This is a genomic window from Planctomonas psychrotolerans (assembly GCF_008642235.1).
Lineage (GTDB): Bacteria > Actinomycetota > Actinomycetes > Actinomycetales > Microbacteriaceae > Planctomonas > Planctomonas psychrotolerans.
Genome location: NZ_SJEV01000001.1, coordinates 829,613 through 855,616, shown reverse-complemented (window position 1 = coordinate 855,616; position 26,004 = coordinate 829,613). Strand labels below are relative to the sequence as shown.

At 68.7% G+C, this 26,004-nt stretch carries 22 protein-coding genes; 17 read left to right on the top strand and 5 right to left on the bottom strand.

What is annotated here, in order from left to right:
* The first annotated feature begins 4 nt into the window (after positions 1–4).
* The 4 genes from recR (at position 5) to EY822_RS03695 (ending at position 4,397) form a co-directional block, all read left to right on the top strand.
* Positions 5–601, top strand: coding sequence for a recombination mediator RecR (gene recR, locus EY822_RS03710; RefSeq protein ID WP_150307042.1), 597 nt, complete (start codon positions 5–7; stop codon positions 599–601).
* 103 nt (positions 602–704) lie between these two features.
* Positions 705–1,985, top strand: a complete 1,281-nt coding sequence (locus tag EY822_RS03705; protein ID WP_150307041.1) for an aspartate kinase — start codon at positions 705–707, stop codon at positions 1,983–1,985.
* A gap of 352 nt (positions 1,986–2,337) precedes the next feature.
* Positions 2,338–3,408 carry an aspartate-semialdehyde dehydrogenase gene (locus EY822_RS03700; RefSeq protein WP_150307040.1) on the top strand — a complete coding sequence of 357 codons (1,071 nt, stop codon included), beginning with the start codon at positions 2,338–2,340 and terminating at the stop codon, positions 3,406–3,408.
* Between the two features lie 314 nt (positions 3,409–3,722).
* Positions 3,723–4,397 carry an SGNH/GDSL hydrolase family protein gene (locus EY822_RS03695; protein ID WP_227497003.1) on the top strand — a complete coding sequence of 225 codons (675 nt, stop codon included), beginning with the start codon at positions 3,723–3,725 and terminating at the stop codon, positions 4,395–4,397.
* Between the two features lie 114 nt (positions 4,398–4,511).
* On the opposite strand, the gene EY822_RS03690 is transcribed toward EY822_RS03695, so the two are convergent.
* The gene (locus EY822_RS03690; protein ID WP_150307038.1) at positions 4,512–5,033 is read right to left on the bottom strand and encodes a 2'-5' RNA ligase family protein; all 522 of its coding nucleotides are present in this window, start codon (positions 5,031–5,033) and stop codon (positions 4,512–4,514) included.
* 650 nt (positions 5,034–5,683) lie between these two features.
* Here EY822_RS03690 and EY822_RS03685 point away from each other — a divergent pair.
* From EY822_RS03685 to EY822_RS03670, 3 genes are all read left to right on the top strand, one after another.
* A complete protein-coding gene (locus EY822_RS03685) occupies positions 5,684–7,141 on the top strand; it encodes an HNH endonuclease signature motif containing protein (protein WP_150307037.1) in 1,458 nt (485 codons plus the stop codon).
* 291 nt (positions 7,142–7,432) lie between these two features.
* A complete protein-coding gene (locus tag EY822_RS03675) occupies positions 7,433–7,876 on the top strand; it encodes a DUF1801 domain-containing protein (RefSeq protein WP_150307035.1) in 444 nt (147 codons plus the stop codon).
* 41 nt (positions 7,877–7,917) lie between these two features.
* Positions 7,918–9,396 (top strand): malate:quinone oxidoreductase, encoded by a 1,479-nt coding sequence (locus EY822_RS03670; protein WP_227497002.1) that lies wholly within the window; start codon positions 7,918–7,920, stop codon positions 9,394–9,396.
* A 251-nt stretch (positions 9,397–9,647) separates the two neighbouring features.
* Here EY822_RS03670 and EY822_RS03665 read toward each other — a convergent pair whose 3' ends face one another.
* Complete coding sequence (locus tag EY822_RS03665; protein WP_227497001.1) at positions 9,648–10,568, bottom strand: CPBP family intramembrane glutamic endopeptidase; 921 nt, start codon at positions 10,566–10,568, stop codon at positions 9,648–9,650.
* Positions 10,569–10,664: 96 nt separating this feature from the next.
* On the opposite strand from EY822_RS03665, the gene EY822_RS03660 reads away from it, so the two are divergent.
* Positions 10,665–11,645, top strand: a complete 981-nt coding sequence (locus EY822_RS03660) for a CPBP family intramembrane glutamic endopeptidase (RefSeq protein WP_150307032.1) — start codon at positions 10,665–10,667, stop codon at positions 11,643–11,645.
* A 78-nt stretch (positions 11,646–11,723) separates the two neighbouring features.
* Positions 11,724–11,891 (top strand): hypothetical protein, encoded by a 168-nt coding sequence (locus EY822_RS15295; protein ID WP_227497000.1) that lies wholly within the window; start codon positions 11,724–11,726, stop codon positions 11,889–11,891.
* Between the two features lie 90 nt (positions 11,892–11,981).
* Here EY822_RS15295 and EY822_RS03655 read toward each other — a convergent pair whose 3' ends face one another.
* Positions 11,982–12,755 (bottom strand): GGDEF domain-containing protein, encoded by a 774-nt coding sequence (locus tag EY822_RS03655; protein WP_227496999.1) that lies wholly within the window; start codon positions 12,753–12,755, stop codon positions 11,982–11,984.
* Positions 12,756–13,114: 359 nt separating this feature from the next.
* Between EY822_RS03655 and EY822_RS03650 the strand changes: the two genes are divergently transcribed.
* Positions 13,115–14,104 (top strand): GGDEF domain-containing protein, encoded by a 990-nt coding sequence (locus tag EY822_RS03650; RefSeq protein ID WP_150307030.1) that lies wholly within the window; start codon positions 13,115–13,117, stop codon positions 14,102–14,104.
* A 42-nt stretch (positions 14,105–14,146) separates the two neighbouring features.
* On the opposite strand, the gene EY822_RS03645 is transcribed toward EY822_RS03650, so the two are convergent.
* Positions 14,147–16,393, bottom strand: coding sequence for a sensor domain-containing protein (locus EY822_RS03645; protein WP_227496998.1), 2,247 nt, complete (start codon positions 16,391–16,393; stop codon positions 14,147–14,149).
* A gap of 411 nt (positions 16,394–16,804) precedes the next feature.
* Between EY822_RS03645 and EY822_RS03640 the strand changes: the two genes are divergently transcribed.
* Genes EY822_RS03640 through EY822_RS03615 form a run of 6 tightly spaced genes read left to right on the top strand, consistent with a single transcriptional unit; the run spans position 16,805 to position 23,325 of the window.
* On the top strand, positions 16,805–18,400 hold the full coding sequence (locus EY822_RS03640; protein ID WP_227496997.1) for an ABC-F family ATP-binding cassette domain-containing protein: 1,596 nt from the start codon (positions 16,805–16,807) through the stop codon (positions 18,398–18,400).
* A 57-nt stretch (positions 18,401–18,457) separates the two neighbouring features.
* Positions 18,458–19,567, top strand: a complete 1,110-nt coding sequence (locus EY822_RS03635; protein ID WP_150307027.1) for an Rv2578c family radical SAM protein — start codon at positions 18,458–18,460, stop codon at positions 19,565–19,567.
* A gap of 50 nt (positions 19,568–19,617) precedes the next feature.
* The gene (locus tag EY822_RS03630; RefSeq protein ID WP_150307026.1) at positions 19,618–20,859 is read left to right on the top strand and encodes a sensor histidine kinase; all 1,242 of its coding nucleotides are present in this window, start codon (positions 19,618–19,620) and stop codon (positions 20,857–20,859) included.
* A complete protein-coding gene (locus tag EY822_RS03625; protein ID WP_150307025.1) occupies positions 20,856–22,013 on the top strand; it encodes a glycosyltransferase family protein in 1,158 nt (385 codons plus the stop codon). The genes EY822_RS03630 and EY822_RS03625 overlap by 4 nt, the downstream gene beginning before the upstream one ends.
* Entirely contained in the window at positions 22,000–22,722 is a 723-nt protein-coding gene (locus tag EY822_RS03620) for a response regulator transcription factor (RefSeq protein WP_150307024.1), read from the top strand. The genes EY822_RS03625 and EY822_RS03620 overlap by 14 nt, the downstream gene beginning before the upstream one ends.
* Positions 22,723–23,325, top strand: a complete 603-nt coding sequence (locus EY822_RS03615; protein WP_150307023.1) for a thymidine kinase — start codon at positions 22,723–22,725, stop codon at positions 23,323–23,325.
* Here EY822_RS03615 and EY822_RS03610 read toward each other — a convergent pair.
* Entirely contained in the window at positions 23,314–24,339 is a 1,026-nt protein-coding gene (locus EY822_RS03610) for an acyltransferase family protein (protein WP_150307022.1), read from the bottom strand. The genes EY822_RS03615 and EY822_RS03610 overlap by 12 nt on opposite strands.
* A gap of 187 nt (positions 24,340–24,526) precedes the next feature.
* Here EY822_RS03610 and EY822_RS03605 point away from each other — a divergent pair, with 187 nt between their 5' ends.
* Positions 24,527–25,996 (top strand): polysaccharide biosynthesis tyrosine autokinase, encoded by a 1,470-nt coding sequence (locus EY822_RS03605; protein ID WP_227496996.1) that lies wholly within the window; start codon positions 24,527–24,529, stop codon positions 25,994–25,996.
* The last annotated feature ends 8 nt before the right edge of the window (positions 25,997–26,004 follow it).

Sequence of the window (26,004 nt, the reverse complement as noted above, 5' to 3'; positions counted from 1 at the left end):
CGCCGTGTACGAGGGAATCGTTCAGGAACTCATCGACGAGCTCGGCAGGCTGCCCGGGATCGGTCCGAAGTCTGCCCAGCGCATCGCCTTCCACATCCTGCAGACCGAGTCGTTCGACGTGTCCCGGCTCGCGCAGGTGCTCACCGATGTGCGGGAGCGGGTGCGGTTCTGCGAGATCTGCGGCAACGTCTCCGAACAGGACACCTGCTCCATCTGCCGCGATCCCCGGCGGAGCCCGACCACGATCTGCGTCGTGGAGGAGGCGAAGGACGTGGTCGCCATCGAGCGCACGCGGGAATTCCGCGGGCTGTACCACGTGCTCGGGGGCGCCATCAGCCCCATCGACGGCATCGGCCCCGATGACCTCCGCATCCGGCAGCTCATGCAGCGCCTCGCGGACGGAACCGTCACCGAGGTGATCATCGCCACCGACCCGAACCTGGAAGGGGAGGCGACCGCCACCTACCTCAGCCGGTTGCTGCAGTCGATCGACATCACGGTGTCTCGACTGGCGTCCGGTCTGCCGGTGGGTGGCGATCTCGAATACGCCGACGAGGTCACCCTCGGTCGGGCCTTCGAGGGTCGCCGCGTGGTCGGCTAGCCGATCCTCCGGGCCCGCGTGCGCCCGACCCGACCGGGGATCGCACGGCACGCCCTAGAATGACAGTTCCGGCCGCCGCCGCCACACATCCTGGAGAACCCTCGTGAGCCTCATCGTGCAGAAGTTCGGCGGATCCTCCGTCGCCGATGCCGAAAGCATCAAGCGCGTCGCCAAGCGCATCGTGGAGACCCGCAAGGCGGGGAACGACGTCGTGGTCGCCGTCTCGGCGATGGGCGACACCACCGACGAACTGCTGGACCTCGCCCACGAGGTGACCCTGCTTCCCGCTCCACGGGAGCTCGACATGCTGCTCACCGCGGGCGAGCGCATCTCGATGGCGCTGCTCGCCATGGCCATCAAGAGTCTCGGCTTCGACGCCCGCTCCTTCACCGGCAGTCAGGCCGGGATGATCACCGACGCGCAGCACGGCGCCGCACGCATCGTCGATGTCACGCCGGTGCGCCTGCAATCGGCTCTCGACGAGGGTTCCATCGTCATCGTCGCAGGCTTCCAGGGGTTCAACCGAGGAACGGGCGACATCACCACGCTCGGCCGCGGCGGCTCGGACACGACCGCGGTCGCGCTCGCCGCAGCACTCGACGCGGACGTGTGCGAGATCTACACCGACGTCGACGGGATCTTCACGGCCGATCCCCGAGTGGTGCCCAAGGCCCGGAAGATCGACCGCATCACCAGCGAAGAGATGCTCGAACTGGCGGCGGCCGGCGCGAAGGTGCTGTACATCCGCGCCGTCGAGTACGCCCGACGCCACGGCGTCACCCTGCACGTGCGCTCGTCGTTCAACAACAACGAGGGCACCATCGTCTACAACCCCGCGACCGCGGACCCCCAGAACGGAGACAGCGTGGAAGAGCCCATCATCGCCGGTGTGGCGGCCGATCTCTCGGAGGCCAAGATCACCGTGGTCGGCGTGCCCGACATCCCCGGCAAGGCCGCCCAGATCTTCACGATCGTCGGCAAGACCAACGCCAACATCGACATGATCGTTCAGAACGTGTCGGCCGCGGCCACCGGGCTCACCGACATCTCGTTCACCCTGCCGAAGTCGGAGGCGCAGACCGTGCTGACGGCGCTCGCGGCCGAGAAGGATGCCGTCGGGTACACCGGGCTGCAGCACGACGATCAGATCGGCAAGCTGGCGCTCGTCGGGGCGGGGATGCGCAGCAACGCGGGAGTGTCCGCCAAGCTGTTCACCGCGCTCTTCGAGGCCGGGATCAACATCGAGATGATCTCCACCAGCGAGATCCGCATCTCGGTCGTGACCCGCGCCGACACGATCAACGACGCCGTGCGCATCGTGCACTCCGCGTTCGGTCTCGACGGCGACGCCGAGGCCGTGGTGCACGCCGGCACCGGTCGCTGACCCTCGGTCCCCAACCCCCGCGGTCCCTGAGCCTGTCGAAGGGCGGTCCCTGACCCCGCGGTCCCTGACCCCGCGGTCCCTGAGCCTGTCGAAGGGCGGTCCCTGAGCCTGTCGAAGGGCGGTCCCTGAGCCCGTCGGTCCCTGAGCCTGTCGAAGGGCCGCCACCCACCCGGTCCTGGACTCGTCGAAGGGCCGCCACCATTCCGGTCCCTGAGCTTGTCGAAGGGCCGCATCCATCCCGGTCCCTGAGCCTGTCGAAGGGCCGCATCCATCCCGGTCCCTGAGCCTGTCGAAGGGCCGCATCCATCCCGGCCCCTGAGTCCGTCGAAGGGCCGCAACAGAAGGGCATCCCGTGAGCACATCCACCCCCTCCGTCCGAGTCGGAGTCGTCGGTGCCACCGGCCAGGTCGGCGCGGTCATGCGCCGTCTGCTCGAGGAGCGCGACTTCCCGGTGAGCGACATCCGCTTCTTCGCGTCCGCCCGCTCCGCCGGAAGCACGCTGCCGTTCCGCGGGCAGGACATCGTGGTCGAGGATGCCGCCACCGCGGACCCGTCGGGGCTCGACATCGCCCTGTTCTCCGCCGGAGCGACGACGTCCCGCGCGCAGGCGCCCCGATTCGCCGCCGCCGGCGCCATCGTGATCGACAACTCGTCCGCCTGGCGGATGGACCCCGAGGTGCCGCTCGTGGTGAGCGAGGTGAACCCGCACGCCATCCGCGAGGCGAAGAACGGGATCATCGCGAACCCGAACTGCACCACCATGGCCGCCATGCCCGTGCTCAAGGTGCTGCACGCCGAGGCCGGGCTCGAGCGACTCATCGTCAGCACCTACCAGGCGGTGTCCGGCAGTGGCCTCGCCGGGGCTGAAGAGCTCGCCGGACAGGTGCACGCCGCCGTCACCGATCCCGAGGCGATGCTCGCGCTGGTGCACGACGGTTCGGCGGTGGACTTCCCCGCCCCCGAGAAGTACGTGGCACCGATCGCCTTCGACGTGATTCCGCTCGCCGGCTCCGTCGTTGACGACGGTTCCCACGAGACCGACGAGGAGAAGAAGCTCCGCAACGAGTCGCGCAAGATTCTCGAACTGCCCGAGCTTCTCGTGAGCGGAACGTGCGTGCGGGTGCCGGTGTTCACGGGCCACTCGTTGTCCATCAATGCGGAGTTCTCCCGTGCTCTGACTCCCGAGCGGGCGAGGGAATTGCTGCGGGAGGCGCCCGGCGTGCAACTGGTCGACGTGCCCACTCCGTTGCAGGCGGCGGGAGCCGATCCCAGTTTCGTGGGACGGATCCGCCAGGACGAGGGTGCGCCCGGTGGTCGCGGCCTCGCGCTCTTCATCAGCAACGACAACCTCCGCAAGGGTGCCGCCCTCAACGCCGTGCAGATCGCCGAGCTCATCGCGGCCGACACGGTCACGGTCGCCTAGCGCGGGACACGAGATGCGGTAGTCGGCGATCGGGTGGAGGCTGCACGATGACGCAAGACCGGGGCGGATCCGCTCCCGGGCAGCCGCGAGGCCGTGCGGCCGCCGACGGCAGGGCGTCCCCTTCTCGGTCGTCGGAGTCGGCGTCCTCTGCTCGGGATTCGTCTGCTCAGGATGCTTCTCCTCGGGGTTCGTCTCCTCTGAGTTCGTCTCCTCAGGGGTCGTCTCCTCGAGGGCCGATGCGTCGCATATCGTCCCGACGTGGCCAGTCTGGTCGCGGCGGGTCCGGTCATGGCCTGTCCGGTCGTGGAGTCGCCGTGCTCGTGGTGCTGGCCCTCGCTGCTGTCGGCGCCATCCTGTTCGTCCGGTTCACGGCGCTGCCCGCAGTGCCGACCCCGGCCGCCACGTTCCCCGGCGGTCCCGTGGTCGCGTTCTACGGCGACTCCTACACGCGCGGCACGGGTGCCAGCGATCCGGGGCTGCGGTGGTCCACGCTTCTGAGCGAGCAGCGGGGGTGGAACGAGGTCAACCCGAGCATCGACGGCCTCGGCTTCGTGAACAATCGACTGCCGAACGGCGACCCGCTCGCGGGTGGGAAGAATCTCGTGGATGTCATCATCGACGCGGAGCCCGACATCGTGATCGTGACGATGGGGCTGAACGACAACTTCGCCTTCTCCCGCACGGACGCGGACATCGAGGAAGCCATCCGCACCGACCTCACCCGGTTCGACGCGGAGCTCCCCGACGCCCGGATCGTGGTCGTCGAGCCGTTCTGGTACACCGAGGATCGACCCGAATCGGTGGGGAAGATCATCGGGTGGGTGCGGGATGCCGCCGAGGACATCGGTGCGGATTACATCGCAGGGTCGTCGCACTGGCTCGACGGTCATCCCGAGTGGATCTCCGCCGATGGGCTGCATCCCAACGACCGCGGTTATGCGGAGTTCGCGAAGCGCATGGCCGCCGCCCTCGATGAGGCGGGACTCTGACGGGTTCGGTCGACACCGATCGAGGGCCGGGTCGGGCCGGGTCGGGCCGGGTTCGGGCCAGGTTCGGTCGGGTTCGGTCGGCATCGACCCGTCGGCGTCCTGCCGGCCGCTCCGTCAGGTCAGCGGGGTGACCGTCTTCTCCAGCCCGTCCCAGATCCGAGCCGCACTCGCGATTCCCGGCGGAAGTGCGGCCGCGCCGATCGCCTCCAGCGCCGCTCCGATCTGCGGGGCTGTGAGGCGGCGCGCGAGGGTGACGTGCGGCGTCCAATGGTCGGGGAGGGTGAGGTCGACGACGCCCTCGGCGAGGCCGAGCGCCGCGCTGTGGATCGAACGGTGCAGGGCCGCGAGTTCCCGAGTCACAATGATGTGCCGGGCGAGAACGAACCCACGTCGACCTGCGCCGAAGATCACGACGCCACCGAGTGAGACGGTCAGGGGAAGAGTGCCGACCGCCTCGCGGAGCGGGGCGAGATCTGCGGTGTCGAGGCTGTCGGCCACCAGCATGGTGACGTGCGGGCGGTTGGTCGCGCCGGTGTGGCGCTCGAGGCTCGGGAGGTCGCACTCGGCCAGCGCTCGCCATTCGGCGCGTACGGCGGCATCGGTTTCGTCGTCGAAAAGCAGTTCGATGCTGTGCATTGCCCCCACTGTATGCCTGCGCCCTGCGCCCTGCGCCGGGCGCCGGACGGTGTCCACGCGGTCCCGACTCTGTCGAGTGGGACGCACGCCTACGGTGGCTGTGCCCGCCGGAAGGACACGCCCCGCACGGTCCCTAAGCCTGTCGAAGGGATGCACCATTACGGTCCCTGAGCCTGTCGAAGGGACACACCATTACGGTCCCTGAGCCTGTCGAAGGGATGCACCATACGGTCCCTGGGCCTGTCGAAGGGATGCACCATACGGTCCCTGAGCCTGTCGAAGGGATGCACCATTACGGTCCCTGAGCCTGTCGAAGGGACGTTACCCTCACGCTCCTGAGCCCGTCGAACCATACGGTCCCTGAGCCCGTCGAAGGGACGTTACCCTCACGCTCCTGAGCCCGTCGAAGGGACGCAACCCCGCACGGTTCCTAGCCCGTCGAAGGGATGCACCATACGGTCCCTGAGCCCGTCGAAGGGACGCACCCCGCACGGTCCCTGAGCCTGTCGAAGGGACGCACCCCGCACGGTCCCTGAGCCTGTCGAAGGGACGCACCCCGCCCACACCCGCATCCCGCCTGTGGATAAGAACTTATCCTCATTCGCACCCACCTCTTGAGACACGTGTTCGATGCTGGGACAATAGGTGGTATGGACCTCCTCTCCACCCGACTCCGCACCGCAGCGGACGCAGTCGCCGATCTCGGTGACTGCGCGGCCGACGTCGCGGTGCTGCCGGACGGGGAGTTGCGGGGTGCGCAGGACCGGGTCACGGTCCTGCGCCAGTGCGTGGACCGGTACTCGGCCCTCATCGCCGGAGAGATCGCACACCGGTCCCGACCCGAAGCGGGACATGGCGGGATGGCGCAGAGCGCGGGGTTCGTGTCGCCGGAGGCGATGATCCAGTCGATCGGCAAGCTGTCCCGTCCCGAAGCCGTGAAGTTGGTCCGGCTGGGCACGATCATCGCCGAAACCGAAGCCGCCGAGACCCTCACCGCAGGATCCGTGGAATCGACTGTGGATGGAGCGGATGGGAGCGACACTCCCGAAGACCACACCTTTCCTATCGCGCCGCCATGGCAGGCGCCCCTGGTTGCCGCCATGGCCGAGGGCGTGCTGTCGTCGGACTGCTTCCACGCGATTCAGCGGGCGCTCGGTGACGTCGGTCCCGGAGTCCCGGCTGTGGCGCTCACCGCCGCGTGCGCTGAGCTCATCACGTCCGGAACGGGGTTGAGTCCGGACCAGTTGTTCCGGAAGGCACGGAACCTCCGCGACGAGCTGGACAGTGACGGCATCGACCGACGCGAGAAGCAACGCCGCGACGACCGGACCCTGCGCACCTGGTGGGACAGTGCCGGCATGTACTGCGGGAAGTTCCGACTCGCACCCGAAGAAGGCACCATCCTCGCCGGCGCCATCGATCAGATCCTGTCGCCCCGGCGGGGTGGTCCGCGGATGGTGGACCCGGAAGAGAAAGCCGCCGCCGACGCGCTCCTGAATGATGAACGGTCGACGGAGCAGATCGCAGCCGATGCGTTGGTGGAGATGATCCGCGTCGCGGTCGACGCGGATCCCGGCACCATTTTCGGACACCACCGCCCCGCCGTGAGGGTCATCGTCACCGACGCGCACCTTCACAACCGTGCAGGTCACGGGCGGATCGAGGGTCACCCCGACCCGGTGTCGTTCCGCACGGTGGAACGGCACCTCTGCGACACCGGAGCAATAGCCGTCGGGTTCGACGACACCGGGCAATGCGTGAACGTGGGACGGGCCCGCCGGTTCTTCACCCCCAGGCAACGCGTCGGAATGGCCGTTCGCGACGGCGGATGCTTGTTCCCGTCCTGCGACCGGCCACCATCCTGGTGCGAAGCCCACCACATCAACCAATGGAAGAAAGAACACGGAAAAACCGACATCGCCGACGGGGTACTCCTCTGCCGAAGACACCACCTCCTGGTGCACGACAACCACTGGAAGATCCTCCGCCACGACGGCGACTACTGGCTCAGACCACCCCGGACAGTAGACCCGACACAGGCACACATCCCGATGCCCAGCCGAAACCCCGACATCCACACCATCCAAACCCGACATCAACGCACATGACGACCGGTTGGTTCATGCGAGTCTTGGGCAACTTGACGCGAGTGATGGGCAACGCCACGAGTGCAGCCGGAACCGGCATGAATGCCGCGGCGGACGCTCGAGCGAACACGGCGGTGACACTCGAGCGGGGAGTCCAGGTCCGAGTCCGAGTCCGAGTCCAAGTCCCGGTCCAGGTCCAGGTCCAGGTCCGAGTCCAGGTCCGAGTCCCAGTCCAGGTGAACCTTGCACACCACCCCGAGCTGCGGGAATCGGATCCCGCAAGACCATGTGGTGCCGCTACCCTGCTGCAGTATGGAAGCCGTTCCCGACGACGTGACGGCCTACCTCGATCGGCTGCCCGAGGCAAAGCGGGCCGAGGTTCTCCCCGTCTTCCACACCGTGCACAGCGCCATGCCCGATGGTTACGAGTTGTCGATGTTGTGGCGCATGCCGACCTGGTCGGTGCCGCTCGCCACCTATCCGCGCACGTACAACGGTCAGCCGCTCGCGTTCGTGTCGCTCGCCGCACAGAAGAACTACTGCTCGCTGTACCTGATGGCTCTCGCCGGCGACTCCGCGGAGGAGCGCATCTTCCGTACCGAATGGACCTCCACGGGCCGCGCCCTGAACATGGGCAAGAGCTGCCTGCGATTCCGCTCGGTCGACGACCTCGACCTCGACCTGATCGCCAGCACGATCGCCGCGACTCCGGTCGCCAGGTTCCTCGACACGTACGAGCGCATCCACCCCTCCTGAGCGGCGAAGCAGCCACAGCGACCGGACGTAAACTGGAGGATGTGAGTTCATCCCAGAAGCCCGTCGACGTCGTGCTGATCGGCGGTGGCGTCATGAGCGCCACCCTCGGAACCCTGATCAAGCAGCTCGAGCCGGATTGGTCGATCGAGATCTACGAAAGACTCTCGAACGTGGGGGAGGAGAGCTCGAACCCGTGGAACAACGCGGGAACCGGCCACGCGGCGCTGTGCGAACTCAACTACACCCCGGAGAAGAACGGGTCGATCGACGTCACCAGCGCCGTCAAGATCAACGAGCAGTTCCAGCTCTCGCGGCAGTTCTGGTCGCACCTCGTCGCATCCGGAGAGCTGCCGGAGCCCAAGGAGTTCATCAACCCCACACCGCACATGACCTTCGTGCGCGGCCTCGAGAACGTGGACTACCTTCGCCGTCGGTACGAGGCGCTCTCCGCCCACCCGCTTTTTGCCGGGATGGAGTTCAGTGAGGACCCGGAGGTCATCCACTCCTGGGCCCCGCTCCTCATGCTTCACCGTGACAAGGACGAGAACGTCGCGGCCACTCGGTTCGCCGAGGGCACCGACGTGGACTTCGGCTCGCTGACCCACCGGCTGTTCGACTACCTCGTCGACAACGGGGCGAATCTCAACGTCGACCACGAGGTGCGCAGCCTGAAGCGCCGCTCCGACGGGACCTGGCAGATCGGCCTGCGCTACCGCGTGGGGCAGGCCCCGAAGTCGGTGCGGGCGAAGTTCGTGTTCGTCGGTGCCGGAGGTGGTGCCCTGCACCTGCTGCAGAAGGCCGGAATCTCCGAGATCAAGGGCTTCGGCGGCTTCCCGATCAGCGGCCAGTTCCTCCGCACGGACAACCCGGAGATCGTCGCCCGGCACCAGGCGAAGGTGTACGGCAAGGCGGCCGTCGGATCACCGCCCATGTCGGTGCCGCACCTCGACAAGCGAGTCGTCGACGGCAAGGCGTCGCTGATGTTCGGTCCCTACGCGGGCTTCAGCCCCAAGTTCCTGAAGACCGGATCAAACCTCGACCTCTTCGCCTCGATCCGGCCGCACAACATCCTGCCCATGCTGAACGTGGCGAAGGACAACTTCGGTCTCATCCGCTACCTGGTCGGACAGGTGCTCGCGTCGAAGTCGGACAAGTTCGACTCGCTGCTCGAATTCATGCCGAGCGCGCGCCCCGAGGACTGGTACCAGATCACCGCCGGTCAGCGGGTGCAGGTGATGAAGAAGGATGAGAAGAAGGGCGGAGTGCTGCAGTTCGGTACCGAGGTCGTGGCGTCGGCCGACGGCTCCATCGCCGGCCTTCTCGGTGCGTCGCCCGGCGCATCGACGGCGGTGCCGATCATGCTCGACGTGCTGCAGCGCTGCTTCCCCGACTCCATCGAGGGCTGGCGCCGCCCGCTCAAGCGGATGATTCCGAACTACGGATCGCCGCTGTCGGACGAGCCGAGGACAGCCGCCTCCGTCATGGCGGAGACCGCTCGCGCGCTGGAGATCGCCCGCTGACCCAGTAGGACGGGAGGTCGGCACCCGGGCGGGTCGCCGTCCTCCCGTGCGGCGCCGGCGTGCTCACCGTGCTACGCCGCACCCGCACCCGCACCCGTGCGGTGCCGTGCGGTACCGTGGCCGTGCGGCGCCGTGCTGTGCCGCGCTACGCCGCACCCGCACCCGCACCCGCACCCGTGCCGTGCCGTGCCGTGCCGTGCCGCGCTACGCCGCACCCGTGCCGCACCAGTGCGGTGCCGTGCAGTGCCGCGCTACGCCGCACCCGCACCAGCACGGGGCCCCACCGCGAGCACCGGATCGTACGCGCGACCACGGAACTGCCCGGTGGCGAACAGCACCGCGATGACGACGAGAGGCACGAGCCACCCCGACCACCCGAGGATGGTGGCGTTCACCGTGTCGATGCGTTCCCCGCCGGCGGCGAACACCACGCTGAACCCCGCCGCCGCGTTGAGCGAGCCGTGCGCCAGCGCCGCGGGCCACACCGAGTTCGAACGCAGCCGCATCCACGCGAAGATGGTACCGAGCACCATCGTCGTGCCCACCATGGCGAGAAGGCCCAGCCACCCCGGCGCGAACGGGTAGTTGTACCCGAGCAGGATGAGCGGCGCATGCCAGAGTCCCCACGCCGCGCCCGAGACGACGAGCGCCGGAATCATGCCGTACGGGAGCAGCCGGGGGAGCAGCCAGCCCCGCCAACCGAGCTCCTCCCCGAGCGCGGGCACGACGTTGATGAGCGCGCCCGCCAGCACGCTGAGGAACTGCGCCGCCACGAGCGCCCCGATAGGCACCGTCTCGAGCACAGTACCGGTGGGATCATTCAGCGCGACGACGGCCCGGAAGGCGGAGAAGTTCGTCACATCCGCCGGGTACAGGCCGAGGAACGCTCCCACGGCGAGTGCGGCGAGCACGAGGAGCACCGGCAGGATCAGTCCGAGTGCGAGGAAGAAGAAGAAACGGCCGAGCGGACGGTAGGTCGCGAGACCGAGGGCGTGCGGGATCGACACCGGGCGCTCGACGAACCGCACCACGACGAGAGCCGCGATCGCGGGTGTGGCCATGATCGCGATGGCGAGCACGCCGAACAGCGGATTGCCGAGTCCGTCACTCAGCCAGAGCGGAAGCGCCACCAGCCATGCCAGACCGTAGGCCAACGCTAGGAAGACAAGCACGGGACGGAGGCTCGGACGGGACGCGGACCGCTGCATGACAGCCTTTCGATCGGACGTTGATTCGACGTTCGAAATGTACCAATAGGCTTCTGCATCGTGGACTTCGCATACCCCCGCCTTGCTCGCTCCTGGCCGAAGTATGGCTGGTGGAAACCGCTGATCACCGGGCTCATCGGCCTCGCGCTGTACCTGTTCTTCTCGCTCGCGTTCGCGGTGACCCTGATCCTGCTCGGATTCGTCTTCCCGGCGGTCTTCGGCACCTTCCTCGACGACCTCGGCTCCCTCGACATCGACCTCAGCGATCCCCTGATGTTCCTGTTCGCGATCGGCTCGGTGGCGCTGATGCTGCCCGCGGTGCTCGTGGCGACGCTCATCATGGGACCGCGCCCGATGGGTCTGCTGTCGTCGGTCGCCGGTCACCTCCGGTGGCGCTGGCTGCTCCGGTGCACCATGCCCGCGCTCGTCATCTTCGGTGTGGTGTTCGGATTGACCTTCGCCGTGGTGGGTCCGGTGCTCGGCGAGCCCCTACCGGTGCCGGTCATCACCTCCACCACCTGGGTCCTCGTCGTGCTCGCGGTCCTCATGACGCCACTGCAGGCGACGGCCGAGGAGTACGTGTTCCGCGGCTACCTGATGCAGCTCATCGGGGGCTGGCTCAAGCACCCCGCCTGGGCGATCCTGTTGCCGGTACCGCTGTTCGCGATCGGGCACGACTACGACGTGTGGGGTCTCGCCGACGTCGCGGTCTTCGGAGTCACCGCCGCCTGGCTCACCTGGCGCACCGGGGGTCTGGAGGCCGCCATCGCCGCGCACGTCGTCAACAACACCCTGCTCTTCCTGCTCGGTGCCTTCGACATCGTCGACGTGAACGCCGACTCCGGCAGCCCATTCGCCCTGCTCACGACCGTGCTCATCATGGTGGTCTACTCGCTGGTGGTGGTGCGCATGGCGAACCGCGAGCACATCCTCACCGCCCGCGAGGCGGTGCCGGTCGAGGCGCCGTCGGCTCCGGCGGTGGCGGGGGAGTGGGCGGATGCGCAGGCCGGGGACCGTCGGCGGACCACCCCGCCCGTGTGACGGCCGTCCCTCGAGCGAAGGGGGCGAGTACGGTCGGGCAGTGCACGACCGAACGGTCGCTGCGCGAAGGAGGATCCGATGACTCACGACACCGACAACACAGACCTTCCCGACGAGGCCGGACCCGTGGGCAAGCCCTCGCAGGCCGAGGGTGACGACGTGGACGGGCCCTCCACGGAGGACCACACTCCTCAGCCCACCGGCCGACCCTCGCAGGCCGAAGGCGACGACTCCGGGCAGCTCTAGGCCCCGGCGACCGCACGCCACCGGCGGTCACCGGCGGTCCGCCGCGAGCCGGCCGTAGCCGACCGGCTCGCTACCGCTACCGCTACCTCGCTACCGCTGCGAGGGCACGCCGGGTGGCTGGCGGCGCAGGCTCTTGGTGCGATAGACCGACGCGTCCGCACGACGCAGCAGACCATCGACGCCCACATTCGCGTGCCCGGTGGCGACGCCGAGGCTGGACACCACCACGGTCTCGCCGCTGCGCGTGCCGATCGGTCGAGCGAGCAGGGCCTCGGTGCGAGTGTAGAGGCCGGCCGCTTGAGCGGTGTCGTGACCGAGACCCACGATCGCGAACTCGTCACCGCCGAGGTGGAAGAGCTTCTCGGAGCTGCCGAGGCTCCCGGCGAGACGCTGCGCCATGTCGCGCAACAGGCGGTCACCGGCGTCGCGACCATACTCGTCGTTGAACTCCTTCAAACCGCCGAGGTCGACGAAGAGCACGATCATCCATCGTTCGTCATCGGCGAGCGACTCCGCGTAACGCGTGTACGCCGTCCGGTTCGGCACACCGGTGAGACGATCGATGAGCACTTCGCCGGCTTCACTCGACGCGCGATGCAGGCGCTCCGTACCGCTCCAGAGCGGCGCGAAGTTGCGACTCACCATAGCTCCGGCCAGATAGAGCAGGGCGACGGCGGCCACCAGCGCCTGCAGGAGAGCGGCGGCCGCCCCGGAGAAGAGCTGGCGGGCGGATTCGTCGTGGTCCGCGCTGGCGGGCCACAGCAGCTGGAAGGCCGTGTACCCGAATCTCGTCGCGCAGGCGGCGAACAATGCAGCCGTCGCGGCACCCAGCCACTTCGACGACTGCCGCCCGGTCCGGATCATGCCCCGAACGATCCACCCCGAAATGAATAACAAGCACAGCGTCGTCACAACGCTGGCCCCCGCCCCCACCTGCCACCACATGCAACCGACAATGCCACACGAACGGGGGACTTGCCGCGCGTCGCGGACAAGTGGAACGTTTCCCATGGCGAGTGATGCTGCTCACAGCGGGATTTTCGCCTCGGGAGCGCATCCACGACCGGTGTCGAATCGGCCCCGGAGACCGCGTCACCGATAACGGCGAACCCGGCGCGAGCCGGTGACGCACAGCCACGGAACCCTTGGGGTCCGCACGGACACCGAACTGAGGAACGCACCGTCATGGCCCATTCGGCATCCGCACCCGCAGTCGGTGCACCATGACCGGCTCCGAAGCGCCCCGCTCCCCGATCGGTCTGGCCGTGTCGGGCCCGGACGGCCGGTTGGTGGATTTCGACGATTCGTTCGCGGCGATGGTGGAGCGCGATGGTGTGGTCGTGCGCCTCGGTGATGACCTGGGCGGAGTGCTTCGTTCGGCAGCCGTTGGCGGCGACTCGGTGCGGGTCGTGGAGTCGATCGCTCTCCGCGGCGGGTCGGTGGTGCACCGCCTCTCCGCGCACGACGACCGGACGGATGGCCCGACCGGACCCATCTCACTCCCTGACATCGGGCAGGTGATCTCCGAGGCGACCGAGGGCGACGACCTCACCTCGGTGCGCGACGACCTCAGCGCCACGCTGATCAGTGTGCTCCGCGCCCGCCACACGAACGAGCGTCGCATCCGTGCGCACACGGACGAGGTCGAGGCGCAGGCTCGAGCACTCGCCGAGATCAACTCGACGCTTCTCTCGCTCAGCACCACGGATTCCCTGACGGGCCTGTTCAATCGACGAGGGTTCGATGCCGTCGCGGAGCAGATGTGGGAGAGTGCGCGACACCACTCCCTGCACCTCGGCATCGTCCTGCTCGACATCGATGGATTCAAGGCGTTCAACGACGCCTACGGGCACCTCCGTGGTGACGAGTGCCTGCAGAACGTGTCGTCGGCGCTCGTCCGCACCAGTCGCAGCGTCGACGCGGTGGCGCGGTTCGGCGGCGAGGAATTCCTCGTCGTGGTCGCGGCAGCCGATCGCGAAGCGTGCGGCCGTGCCGCCGAACGGTTACGCGCCGCGGTGGAAGGGCTCGGCGTGCGTCACCCGGCCGGCGGGGTCGTCACAGTCAGCGGCGGCTACGCCAGTGTGCTGCCCAGCGGGGACGTGTCTCTCACCCAGGCGATCGATCGGGCCGACCGCGCCCTCTACGAGGCCAAGCACGGCGGTCGCAACCGGGTGGAGGCGTGGGACGAACTCCTGTCCTCCCGTCCGGCCTGATCCGGCGGTGGACCGACCACGCGGGAGCGCCCGTCCGGCAATTCAGACCGCGGAGAGCATGCCCAGCCGACCGTCGAGGTCGGAGCGCGGCATCGGCCTGGCGATCAGGTACCCCTGCGCCCGGTCGCAGTTCAGATCCCGCAGCATCTGCAACTGCTCGGGCGTTTCGACACCCTCCGCGACCACGCGCAACGACAGCCCGCGCGAGAGACCGACGACGGCCGCGACCAGGGCGGCGCTCGTGGCGCTGTCGTTCCGGATGAAGGTCTGATCGATCTTCAACTCGGTCACGGGAAGGGTGTGCAGCTGCGACAGCGAGGAGTAGCCCGTACCGAAGTCGTCGACCGAGATCCCCACCCCGAGGTTCCGCAGTGCGGCGAGCCGCGGTGCCACCGTGGCGATGTCGCCGACCATCTGCGACTCCGTGATCTCGATCGTGAGGGCCGCCGGGTCGAGCGCGCAGTCCCGGAGGCCCGACGTGAGGGCGGTGAAGAACTCCGGGGACGTGAGCTGCAGGGCCGATACGTTGACGGCGACCTCGAGCCGATGCCCGCGGTCCTGCCAGAGCGCGGCCAGTGTGCACGCCTCGTTCAGCACGAAACGGCCCATCTCATGGATGAGACCGTTCTCCTCCGCGATGGGGATGAATGCGCTCGGCGGGATGGCTCCGAGTATCGGGTGGTGCCAGCGCACGAGCGCCTCGACCGCGACGATGCGGTCGGAACGGACGTCCACCTGTGGTTGGTACCAGACCGTGAGCTCGCCCCGCTGGAGGGCCCCGTGCAGTTCGGAGTCCAGGCGGAGCTCGTCGATTCCCCCGAAGGGCTCCGCGTCGCTCATCTTCCGCGATCGGGCCTCGTGCATGGAGTTGTTCGCTGCGGTGATCAACTGCTCCGCCTCCTCGCGGAGGGGAACGACCCTCGCCATCGGCGCGCTGCGGTCGACGGACATCGCCACGCCGTGCGACAGGTGCACGAACACGTCGCGGCCCGCGATGACCAGCGGCTGCTCGAGAAGCGAGATCACCCTCTCCGCCACCTCGTCCGCCTCGGCGGGGGAGGCGATGCCCGGGAGCACGATGACGAAGTCGTTCCCACCGGAGCGGGCGACGATGTCTCCTTCGCGGGCGGCGCTCCGTAGGGTGGCCGCGACGTGGCAGAGCACCGCATCACCCGAACCGTGTCCGAGGACGTCGTTCACCCGTTTCAGGCGATCGATGTTGTAGAACAGCACAGCCACGTCGGTGCCGTCGGTGCGTGATCGTTCGAGCGCCCCCGCCACACGTTCCTCGAGCAGCGCCCGGTTGGGGAGCCCCGTGAGACCGTCGTGCGATTCCGTCCACCGCACCTCCTCCAGCAGGCGGGTGTTGTCGATCGCTACGGCGGCGAGACCCGCGAGGCCGGCCATGCGGTCGCGGAGGGTGGAATCGATGGAATCGGGCGGCTCGCTGTCGGACCAGGCCGCGAGCAGAAGTCCCCGAAGCGCACCCGCCGAGGCGATCGGCACGATGACGATCGCGCGCGTCTCGTACCGCGCCATGACGTCCTTGGCCCAGTCCGACCCGCGCCCGTCCACGATCGCCGGCGCCTGGGACTGCATGATCTCGTAGAGTTCCGGACTCTGCTCCGGGGTCGCTTCGAACGTTCGGATGCGGTCGCCCAGCGCGCCATCCCAGCCACTCACCGCGGCGATGAACAACCGTTCGTCCTTCGCGTCCCACAGCGCGACGGCAGCCTTGTCGGCACCGCACAGACCGGGAGTGACATCGGCGACCGTCTGAGCAACCGCGGAGACGCTCGACCGTTCGCCCAGGAGCCGAGCCGCCTCGAGCAGGAGGTGATCCGTCTCCCGCTGGCGTTTCGTCTCCTCGAGCAGGTGCTGCGTCTGCTTCTCCTGGGCGATGAGGGCGGTGACGTCGCGCTGAACGCTGGCGTAGTGGGTCACCTTTCCCCGACGATCACGCAACGGCATGATCGTCAATGCGTTCCAGAACGCCTCACCGTTCTTGCGGTAGTTGAGGATCACGCCCTGGTACGCGTCCTCGCGGCCCATGGCCCGCCGGATCGCGGTGGTTGTGGCCTCATCGGAATCGGGCCCTTGCAGGAAGCGGCAATTCCGCCCGCGGATCTCGTCGATGTCGTACCCGGTCATCAGCGTGAATGCGGGACTGACGTAGACGATCCGCTGCTGCGCATCGGTGATGATCGACCCGTCCGCCATGGTGCCGAGGGCCTGGATGACGACGGACACGGCGTCGGCGTCGCGGCCTTCCGCTGAGCGGTTGCTCATTCCATCCTCCCCCGAGTACCTGGGATCCATTGTGCGTTGTCCTCAACCCGATCGACGCCAATCCGGGTCTATTGAATGTACGCGCTTCAGATGTTCGAACCGTTCATCCGGGCCTTTTCCGTGCCGGTGATAGACACGGTGCATCCGACCTGTTAGCGTCGTTGGCGCTATGAGGCTGTAACTCCCCTTCCGTCCCGCGCCCGAGGCGCAGTAGGCACGGTCCGGTCGACGCCGCTTTCCGGCGCTTCTCCGGCTTCCTCTGCTTCATCCCGGCGGGAATCGCTCGACGTGTCGAGAAGGGCAGCCGCCATGCGTGCTCCACAGCCATCCGTATCACCCTCATCCTCCCCGTCCGTCGGTTCGCTTCCGTCCCACGACGCCGGTTCCGTCGCCCCCGTCGACCACATCCGCGTGGACGGACTGTCGCACGGGTACGGCGCCCGGCGAGTGCTCACCGACCTCTCCGTCACCGTCGGACCGCATCAGCGGCTCGGGCTGATCGGCGAGAACGGCGCGGGCAAGTCCACCCTGCTCCGGCTGGTCGCCGGGGTGGAACGGCCCGATGCGGGGGCGGTGGTGCGCCCGGCGAGCATCGGTCTGCTGTGGCAGGAGGTGCCGTTCGCGCCGGATGACACTCTGGCCGACGTGCTCGACGCCGCTCTTTCGGGCGTGCGGATGATCGAGGAAGAGCTCCTCACCGCCGCCGAGGCGCTCGCCGGCGGAATGGACGACGGCGTCGACGCGGCGAGCACCCGATACGCCGCGGCGCTCCAGGCGGCCGAACGGGCGGAGGTCTGGTCCGTCGGCGCGCGCCGGGACGAGATCCTCGCCGGGCTCGGGGTGGCGCACATCCCACCCGGCCGGCGACTGGACGAGGTGTCCGGAGGACAGCGCAGCAGGTTCGCCCTCGCCGCCCTGCTGCTCGGGCGACCCGCGGCCCTCCTGCTCGATGAGCCGACCAATCACCTCGACGATGCGGCGGCCGACTATCTGCAGCGCACCATCGCCGGGTGGTCGGGTCCCGTGCTGTTCGCGAGCCACGACCGCACGTTCCTCGACGCCGTGGCCACGTCCCTCCTCGACATCGATCCGTCCCGCTCCGCCGCTGCCCGCTTCGGCGGCAACTACACCGACTACCTGGCGCACAAGGCGGCGGAACGCGCGAGATGGGAGGCGCAGCACGCCGACGAGCAACGGGAGCTGATCCGGCTCGCGCACGCGGTGGACGTGACGTCGCGGAGTGTGGCGCCCAATCGCCCGCCGCGCGACAACGCGAAGATGGCGTACGACTTCAAGGCCGGAACGGTGCAACGGCAGGTTTCCCGACGCATCCGCAATGCGACGGGACGGCTGGAGGAGCTCCGCGAGAACCAGGTGCGAAAGCCTCGGCCGGTGTTGCGCTTCGCCGGCATTCCGACCGGATCGCACGCCCTCGGGTCGGATGGACTGATCCTGCAGATGTCCGAGGCGACCGTTCCGGGGCGCCTCCGAATCGATGCGCTGCGGATCGAGTCCTCCACCCGGCTGCTCGTCACCGGGGCCAACGGGGCGGGCAAGTCCACCCTGCTCGGCGTGCTGGCGGGCACCGTGCCGCTCGGGTCCGGTCTGCTGCACCGCCGCAAGGGGCTCCGCGTCGGACTGCTCGAGCAGGACGTGCGCTTCGCCCGGCCCCGGCGAAGCGCACGCGACCTCTACGACGACGCGGTCGGCGAGCGCAGGGCGGAGGCGGTGCCGCTGGTGAGCCTCGGTCTGGTGGCGCCGCGGGACATCGATCGGCCGGTGGCCGAGCTGTCGGTCGGGCAGCAACGGCGCCTCGCCCTCGCGCTGATCCTCGCGCGGCCACCGCACGTGTTCCTGCTCGACGAACCGACCAATCATCTCTCGCTCGCCCTCGCCACGGAGCTGGAGGAGGCGCTCGGCGGGTACCCGGGAGCGGTGGTGGTGGCGAGCCACGACCGCTGGGTGCGTTCGGGCTGGACGGGGGAGCGCCTGCACCTCGAGAGGTAGCTGACTCCACGACCCGCCCGGCTTGCGATCCGCTCGAAGATGTGTTCGACTCGATTCATGCGATGGGAAGGGCAGCAGCTGTCCGCGGAGGCGGAGTCCGCGCTTCCGGGACTGGTCAAGCTCACCTCGCTCGTGCGCACCGTCACCACGCCGGAGTTCGCCGGCATCACGTTCCACGAGGTGCTCGCCAAGACCGCGCTCAACTCCGTGCCGGGCGCGTCCAAAGCACTTCCGTTCGGCTGGACCATCAATCCCTACCGCGGATGCAGTCACGCCTGCGTCTACTGCTTCGCCCGTCCGACCCACACGTACCTGGACCTCGACTCCGGCACCGACTTCGACACGCAGATCATCGTCAAGGTGAACGTGGCCGACGTGCTCGCCAAGGAACTGGCCAGGCCCTCGTGGCAACGGCATCCGGTCGCCCTCGGAACCAACACCGATCCCTACCAGCGGGCCGAGGGGCGCTACCGCCTGATGCCCGGCATCATCGCAGCGCTCGCCGCATCCGGCACGCCGTTGTCCATCCTCACCAAGGGCACCCTGTTGAGGCGTGACCTGGCGTTGCTGGCCGAGGCGTCGGAGACGGTGCCCGTCGACCTGGCCATGTCGATCGCGATCTTCGACGACGTACTGCAGCAGTCGGTGGAGCCGGGCACACCCTCCACGAGGTCACGACTGGCCACGGTCACCGCCGCCCGTGAGCACGGTCTGCGATGCGGTGTCTTCATGATGCCGATCCTCCCGTACCTGACCGACAGTCGGGCCTCGCTCGATGCGGCGCTCGCGGACGTCAAGGCGTCCGGCGCAACGTCGGTGCTGTATTCCGCGATGCACCTCAAGCCGGGCGTCAAGGAGTGGTTCATGGGGTGGTTGGAGCGCGAGCACCCGGAACTGGTGCCGACCTATCGGGAGCTCTACGGGAGCGGGACCTATGCCCCGAAGGCCTATCGGGAGTGGCTGGCGGAACGCATCCGGCCGCTGATCCGGGCTCACGGACTGGCCAAGGGTCAGGCCGCGCCGGCGACGGGTGCGATCCTCTCCACGGCCTTCTCGCCGGCGGAGCGATCGACGCGCGGAGTGGCGCGAGGCTCCCTGCTCGCCGAGGAACTGCCTCCCGCAGTCGCCGCCCGTGCCATCGCCGAGGCGCAGCCCACCCTGTTCTAGCCGCGCGGCCAACCTTCCCAGCGGGGTGCGGGAGTGGGATACTGCACGGAATGTCCCTGGGCCTGCCGAATCACCTGGCGCCGTCACGCGTGATCGCCGCCATCGCGCGAGCGTGCCACGGCGTTGCGTGGGTATGCCTCGTGTTCGCCGGCATGAGCATGGTGATTCTGCAGTACGCGGAATCGCCGATCATCACCTGGCCCGCCGCGGTCGCCCTCCTGCCGATGGCGGTCGCCCTTGCCGTGCACTGCCGCGAGCGCACCACCCTGTCCGCCGCGACCTATCTGGTGATCGGCGCGGCGAGCAGCTTCTGGTACGCCCAGACCCTGTTCGCGCAGCGCGTGCCGGAGTCGTCGACGGACGCCTACCTCACCTCCCTGCCCAAGGTGGCCCTAATCATGGTGGGCGGACCCGCCCTCGGTGCCGCTGCGGCGGCGTGCTGGGCCCTCGCAGGCTTCGTGCTCGCCGAGTCGGTCGTGCTCGTCGCCATGGTGGGAACGTCCGTGAATCCGTGGCTCGACCTGTCGACGCTGGCCGCGACGGGGATGGTCTGCGCCTCGTTCGCCACCGTGTCGATCGGCCGCTCGGCGCCCGAGCACGTGCAGCCCGCGTTGCACCGTGCCGCCCGTGACGACGAGCTGGCACGCGTGCGCTACCGGTTGGAGCTGCGCGCGGCCGCCCTTCTGCACGACACGATGCTCAGCCAGCTCGCCGCGATCGCCGCGGCTCCGCGCGGACGACTGTCGGAACGGATGCGAGCGAGCATCCAGCGCGACCTCGACCTCGTGGTCGGTGAGGAATGGCTCGCGCCCGCTGACTCGCCGCGGCGCGCAGATGCGCCATCGGACCGTCACCCCACCGAGCTCGAGGCGGCCGTCGATCGGTCACGACACGACGGATTGATCGTCGACGTCTCCGGCGACATGGACGCCGTGTCATTGCTGGGGCCGGAGTCGGCGCGGTCCGTCGCGCTCGCGGTGCGCCAGTGCCTGGTGAACGTCACCGAGCATGCCCGGGCGGAACGCGCCGAACTCAACGTCATCGCCACGGAGGACGAGTTGACGATCATGGTCATCGACGGGGGTGTCGGGTTCGACGAGTCCGGCGTCGAGCCCCATCGCCTCGGACTGCGGGAATCGGTGCGCGGCCGGATCGCCGACGTGGGTGGATCGGTCGACATCTGGTCGTCGATCGGGCACGGAACATCGGTCGTGATGCGGGTACCGCGCGAGCACCCGTCCGAACGGCCGGGCTCCGGAACCGGGCCGAGCGCGACGGTGCCTCGCTCATGAAGCGCGAGCCGACCGCGGAGCAGCTCGATCCCCTCGGAGCATTGTCGGGCCGACTCCTCACCGTCGGCGGTGCGCTCGTGGCGTTCGGCTACTCCGCCGTCCTCACGATCCGGGACTCCGACGAGATCGACCGGCCGGCCTTCGCCATCAGCTCACTCCTCGTGCTCGCCGGGGCGTGCCTTGCGCTCGTCTTCGGTTCGCGGACGCGACAGTCCCCGTTCTCGAGCAGGCGCCACGGATTCGTCATCGCCGCATCGCTGGTCGCCTTCCTGCTCTTGGCCTACAGCCAGTGGGGGCGGAGTGACGACGACCGGCAGGTGTGGGGCGCGTTCTCGGTGGGTGTGGTTCTGCTCGCCATCGCCCCGTACCGGCCGTGGCGGGAGATCCTGCACGGCGGAGTGGTGGCGTCCGCCTTCGTCGCCCTGGTCACCGTGGCGGAGTTCCCCGCCCTCGCATCCGACACCCCAGACCTGGTGCTCCTCTGCATCGCCCTCACTCCGATCATCGGCATGACGATCGCCTCGGCGGCGTTCTCCCGGGTCATCGTGGCGTCGCTCGACGAGTGGCGCGTCCACGTCGCCGAGGTCAGCGCACGACTCGACGCCGAGGCGCGGCAGGCCGTCGCGCGGTCGGTGCAGCAGGACAGGGTGACTGTGCTCAACCGCGATGTCGTTCCCTTCCTGACCGACATCCTGCGACGGGACGCCATCGGGGGCAACGACGCCCGACGTGCCCGGCAGATCTCCGACAGCGTGCGGCGGATCATGGTGGCCGAGTCGGAGCGCACCTGGCTCGACGAGTTCATCTCGGGGCACCGTCATCTGCTCGGCGCCCCGGGGGACGGCGTGGAAGTCGTCTGCGATTCGTCGCGCGTCGCCGACTCGATGAACGTGGAGCAGCGGGCCGTGCTCCGCGCCCTGATCGCCGCCCTGCTGTACGACCTGCCCCTTCAGCCGGGGAGCCTGACGGTGTGGCTGACCACGGCCGACGACGGGTACGAGGGGGAACTCGACGCGCGTCTGGCGCCGAGCGGGTCGCGAACGCGAGGGCACCTGACCCGGTACGCCGCGGTGTTCCGTGCCGTCTTCCGCGACGTGCGCTTCGAGTACCGCCATTCGGCACTCACACTAAAGTTCTCCTATGGGCGGAGATGAGGTCGAGGGCGACCAGTCCGTCGACGTGACGGGCGACATCCCCCTGTCGGTGATCCTCCCGCGGCCGAGCCGACGGGTGCGACTCGCCATCCTCGACGATCACGAGGTGCTGCTCGACAGCCTCACCGGCTGGATCGGTGCGAATGCCCCCGACTTCGACGTCGTCCTCAGTGCGGCCTCCTGGGTGCAGCTCGTGCACAGCGCGAACTTCCCGACCGAGGTGGTGCTGCTCGACTTCCAGATCCGCGAACCGGTGTCGATCGAAGCCCGGGTGCGCACCTGCCGGGCGGCCGGAGCCAAGGTCGTGGTGATGAGCGGCCTCGATACCGTCGAAGCTCGCGACCGCGCGCTCGACGCCGGTGCGTCGGCCTTCGTCAGCAAGTCCCAGCCGCTGCGCGACGTCATGGACGTGGTGCGCGGGGTGATGGGCGTGGAGCGCGACAACGCTCCGCACCACGACTGGCGGCCGCTGCCGATCGGTGCGCAGAATCAGACCGTGCCGAAGCTGAGCGGCGGCGAGGAGGAAGCGCTGAAGCTCTATGTCGCCGGACACAGCACGAACGAGGTGGCGGCCCTCATGAACGTGCGTTACGAGACCGCGAAGACCTACCTGCGCCGCGTGCGCGAGAAGTACAAGCAGGCCAATCGCCCCGCGAGCCGCAAGGCCGATCTGATCCGGCGGGCGGCCGAGGACGGATACCTGGAGTAAATGGCGAAGCTCTACTTCCGCTACGGCGCGATGAACAGCGGCAAGAGCACGGCGATGCTGCAGGCCGCCTTCAACTACGAGGAACGCGGGCACCGTGTGCTCATCGCCAAGCCGCACATCGACACCAAAGGCGACCGCGCGATCGTGTCACGGCTGGGCTTCTCCCGGTCCGCCGACTTCCTCCTCGCTCCCGAGGACCACGCTCGACGGACCTTCACGGAGTACGCCGCGGCGGGAAATCCCGTGTCCGCCCTTCTCGTGGACGAGGCGCAGTTCCTCAGCACGGAGCAGGTGGACGATCTGCTGCGCATCGCGATCCTCGACGGGGTGCCGGTGCTCGCCTACGGCATCCGCACCGACTTCCTTACCGTCGCCTTCCCCGGGAGCCGTCGGTTGCTCGAGATCGCGCACAGCCTCGAGGAGCTGAAGACCATCTGCAGGTGCGGTCGGAAGGCGGTCTTCAACGCCCGCCGGATGGGCGATCGATTCGTCTTCGACGGCGATCAGGTCGCCATCGACGGCGAGTTCGTCACCTACGAGTCGCTCTGCGGGGCGTGCTACCTGACGGAGAGCCGCGGCGCACTCGCCCCTTCACGACCCTGACCCGGATCGCCCGCTCCGCACGTCCCGCGGCGCCGTCGCCCGGGGGACACCGAGCACCCAGGGCGACAGGGCCGTGTGCCGGAGCGCGACGGCAAGCGCCCACGGGGCCGCGAGGGCGGAGAGGAAGAGGGGCCACGAGCCCGCGTCCGCGTCGTTCCCGAGCGCCCACAACACCACGGGATGCACCAGCATCACCAGCAGCCCGCCCGCCGCCAGCGCCACGACGACCGCACCGATGCGATTCCCGAGACGGGGAATGACGACCTCGGCGATCAGCACGATGCCGAAGCTCGCGAGCACGGCCACCGCGACGCTGAGCACCGGCGTGCCGAAGTCGCCCTGCTTGATGTCCACCGGGCGCGACGCCCCGGTCGAGACGGCGAGCGCGGCGACAGCCACCGCCGCCAGGCCGGAGCCCAGCGGATGCCGGATCCTCGGCCGGTACCGGCGGGCGACAGTGCCGGCGAGGAGGAACAGCACGCTCGGAACCGCCACACCGACGGAGAGCGGGATCCCCGCCACCACGTGCGGGACGGCGTAGGTGACGGCGAGTGCGGCTCCCGGAACAGCGAGCCGGGCCCAGATCGGCAGTCGTTCGAGCAGGCGGTACAGCAGCGCCGCGAACAGCAGTGCCGTGACGAACCAGAACGTGTACAGCGGGCTGTCGATGTGCGTACCGCCGAGGAGCATCGCGCCGACCATGCCGGGGTCGACCCCGCGGCCGGTGAGGAGGCGCACGACGAGAACGAGCAGCCCTCCGAGCAGGAGCCAGGCGAGGTAGGGCCGGAGCAGTGTGGCGGAGCGCTTCCGGATCTCGGTGCCGAGGTCCCGACCGGATGTCCACAGGTACCCGGTCAGGAAGAAGAACACCGGCACGTGCCACGGATACAGGGCGCTCCGCACCACCGGATCGGCGAACGCGTGACCGGCGACGACCGCGGTCAACCCCAGCACGCGAACGGCGTCGATAGCGGCGGATCGCGAGCGCCTCGCGTTCGCCCCCTCGTCCGCCATGTCCCGATGATAGGCCGCGCTCCCCGCCGGACCGGTTGCTCGTCGACGTCCCGAAGAGCCGATGTCACCCGTTCCGGACGGAATGTGCGACTATGAATGCGGCTCCCGCGCGATAACACACGCGCCGGCGCACTGCTGAACTCGGGTTCGCGTGCTGGGGGGTCGCTGTACTGTCGGCGTATTTTGCATGCCGTCCTCAAGCAATGCACGAGAAAGGCACGATCCCGTGGAGCTACGCGACTATCTTCGAATCCTTCGTAAGGGGTGGATTCTCATAGTCGCCATGACGCTCCTCGGTGTCGCGGTCGCGGCGACCGTCTCCATCGTCATGACCCCGAAGTACGTCGCCTACACGCAGCTCTTCGTCTCGGTGCAGGCCTCCGGCGCATCGGACAGCGGCGATCTGGTGCAGGGCAGCAACGCGGCACAGGCCAAGGTGCGCTCCTACGGCGACGTCGTCACGAGCGCGCGGGTGCTGGGGCCGGTGACCGAGGAACTCAACCTGGGCCTGACCGCGCAGGACCTCGCCGAGCAGGTGTCGGCGTCCACCCCCATCGACACGGTGCTCATCGACATCACCGTGGAGGACGCCGACGCGGAGCAGGCCGCGAACATCGCCAACGCGGTCGGCGAGAGCTTCCGGTCCGTCGTGGTGAACGACCTCGAGTCGCCGGAGGACGGCGGGGTAAGCCTCGTCAGGATCGAGACGATCGAACCCGCCATCGTGCCCTCCGACCCCGCGTCCCCGCGGGTGCCGCTCAACCTCGCGCTCGGCTTCCTCGTCGGGCTCGTTCTCGGCGTCGCCGCGGCGATCCTGCGCAGCAAGCTGGACACGCGCATCCACGGGGCGCACGACGTGGAGCACCTCACCGATGCCGCTGTGCTCGGGGGCATCAGCTACGACCCCGACGCGAAGAAGCGTCCCCTCATCGTGCACGTCGACCCGCGCAACCCGCGGTCCGAATCGTTCCGCTCCCTGCGCACGAACCTGCAGTTCGTGAATCTCGACTCGAACGCGCGGGCGTTCGTGATCACCTCCTCGCTGCCGGGCGAGGGCAAGACGACGACCACGGCGAACCTCGCCATCGCGATCGCGGAGACCGGCGCCCGAGTGGCGGTCATCGACGGCGATCTCCGCCTTCCCCGTCTGGCGGACGCGATGGGCCTCGAGGGCGCGGTCGGTCTGACGGACGTGCTGATCGGCAGGGCCGATCTCGCCGACGTGCTGCAGCCGTGGGGGACCAACGCGCTGCACGTCCTCCCGGCCGGTCGCGTACCCCCGAACCCGAGCGAGCTGCTCGGCTCGAAGGCCATGGTGACCCTGATCAGCGCGCTGTCGCAGTCCTTCGACTATGTGCTCATCGATGCACCGCCGCTCCTGCCCGTGACCGACGCGGCGATCCTCAGCAAGCTCACCGGCGGAGCGATCGTGATCGCCGCTGCCGGTCGAACGGGCAAGAGCGAGCTGCAGGCGGCCCTGCGGACGCTGGAGCACATCGGTAGTCGCGTGCTCGGCGTCGTGCTCACGATGCTTCCGACGAAGGGGCCGGATGCCTACGGCTACGGCAACTACGGCGCCATCTACGAGATGGAGCAGGACGAGCCGGTCGCCCTCGCCTCGGTGGGCGCATCGCCCGAGCGCGCTCGACGCAGTTGAGGTTCGAC

Excerpts from the sequence above, each read along its gene's own strand:
- EY822_RS03655 (WP_227496999.1), bottom strand. The coding sequence starts at position 12,755 with ATGATCCGGACCGGGCGGCAGTCGTCGAAGTGGCTGGGTGCCGCGACG.
- EY822_RS15295 (WP_227497000.1), top strand. The coding sequence starts at position 11,724 with ATGACTCACGACACCGACAACACAGACCTTCCCGACGAGGCCGGACCC.
- EY822_RS03690 (WP_150307038.1), bottom strand. The coding sequence starts at position 5,033 with ATGCACAGCATCGAACTGCTTTTCGACGACGAAACCGATGCCGCCGTA.
- EY822_RS03685 (WP_150307037.1), top strand. The coding sequence starts at position 5,684 with ATGGACCTCCTCTCCACCCGACTCCGCACCGCAGCGGACGCAGTCGCC.
- EY822_RS03610 (WP_150307022.1), bottom strand. The coding sequence starts at position 24,339 with ATGGCGGACGAGGGGGCGAACGCGAGGCGCTCGCGATCCGCCGCTATC.
- EY822_RS03615 (WP_150307023.1), top strand. The coding sequence starts at position 22,723 with ATGGCGAAGCTCTACTTCCGCTACGGCGCGATGAACAGCGGCAAGAGC.
- EY822_RS03630 (WP_150307026.1), top strand. The coding sequence starts at position 19,618 with ATGTCCCTGGGCCTGCCGAATCACCTGGCGCCGTCACGCGTGATCGCC.
- EY822_RS03620 (WP_150307024.1), top strand. The coding sequence starts at position 22,000 with ATGGGCGGAGATGAGGTCGAGGGCGACCAGTCCGTCGACGTGACGGGC.
- EY822_RS03675 (WP_150307035.1), top strand. The coding sequence starts at position 7,433 with ATGGAAGCCGTTCCCGACGACGTGACGGCCTACCTCGATCGGCTGCCC.
- EY822_RS03650 (WP_150307030.1), top strand. The coding sequence starts at position 13,115 with ATGACCGGCTCCGAAGCGCCCCGCTCCCCGATCGGTCTGGCCGTGTCG.
- EY822_RS03605 (WP_227496996.1), top strand. The coding sequence starts at position 24,527 with ATGCCGTCCTCAAGCAATGCACGAGAAAGGCACGATCCCGTGGAGCTA.
- EY822_RS03635 (WP_150307027.1), top strand. The coding sequence starts at position 18,458 with ATGCGATGGGAAGGGCAGCAGCTGTCCGCGGAGGCGGAGTCCGCGCTT.
- EY822_RS03645 (WP_227496998.1), bottom strand. The coding sequence starts at position 16,393 with ATGAGCAACCGCTCAGCGGAAGGCCGCGACGCCGACGCCGTGTCCGTC.
- EY822_RS03625 (WP_150307025.1), top strand. The coding sequence starts at position 20,856 with ATGAAGCGCGAGCCGACCGCGGAGCAGCTCGATCCCCTCGGAGCATTG.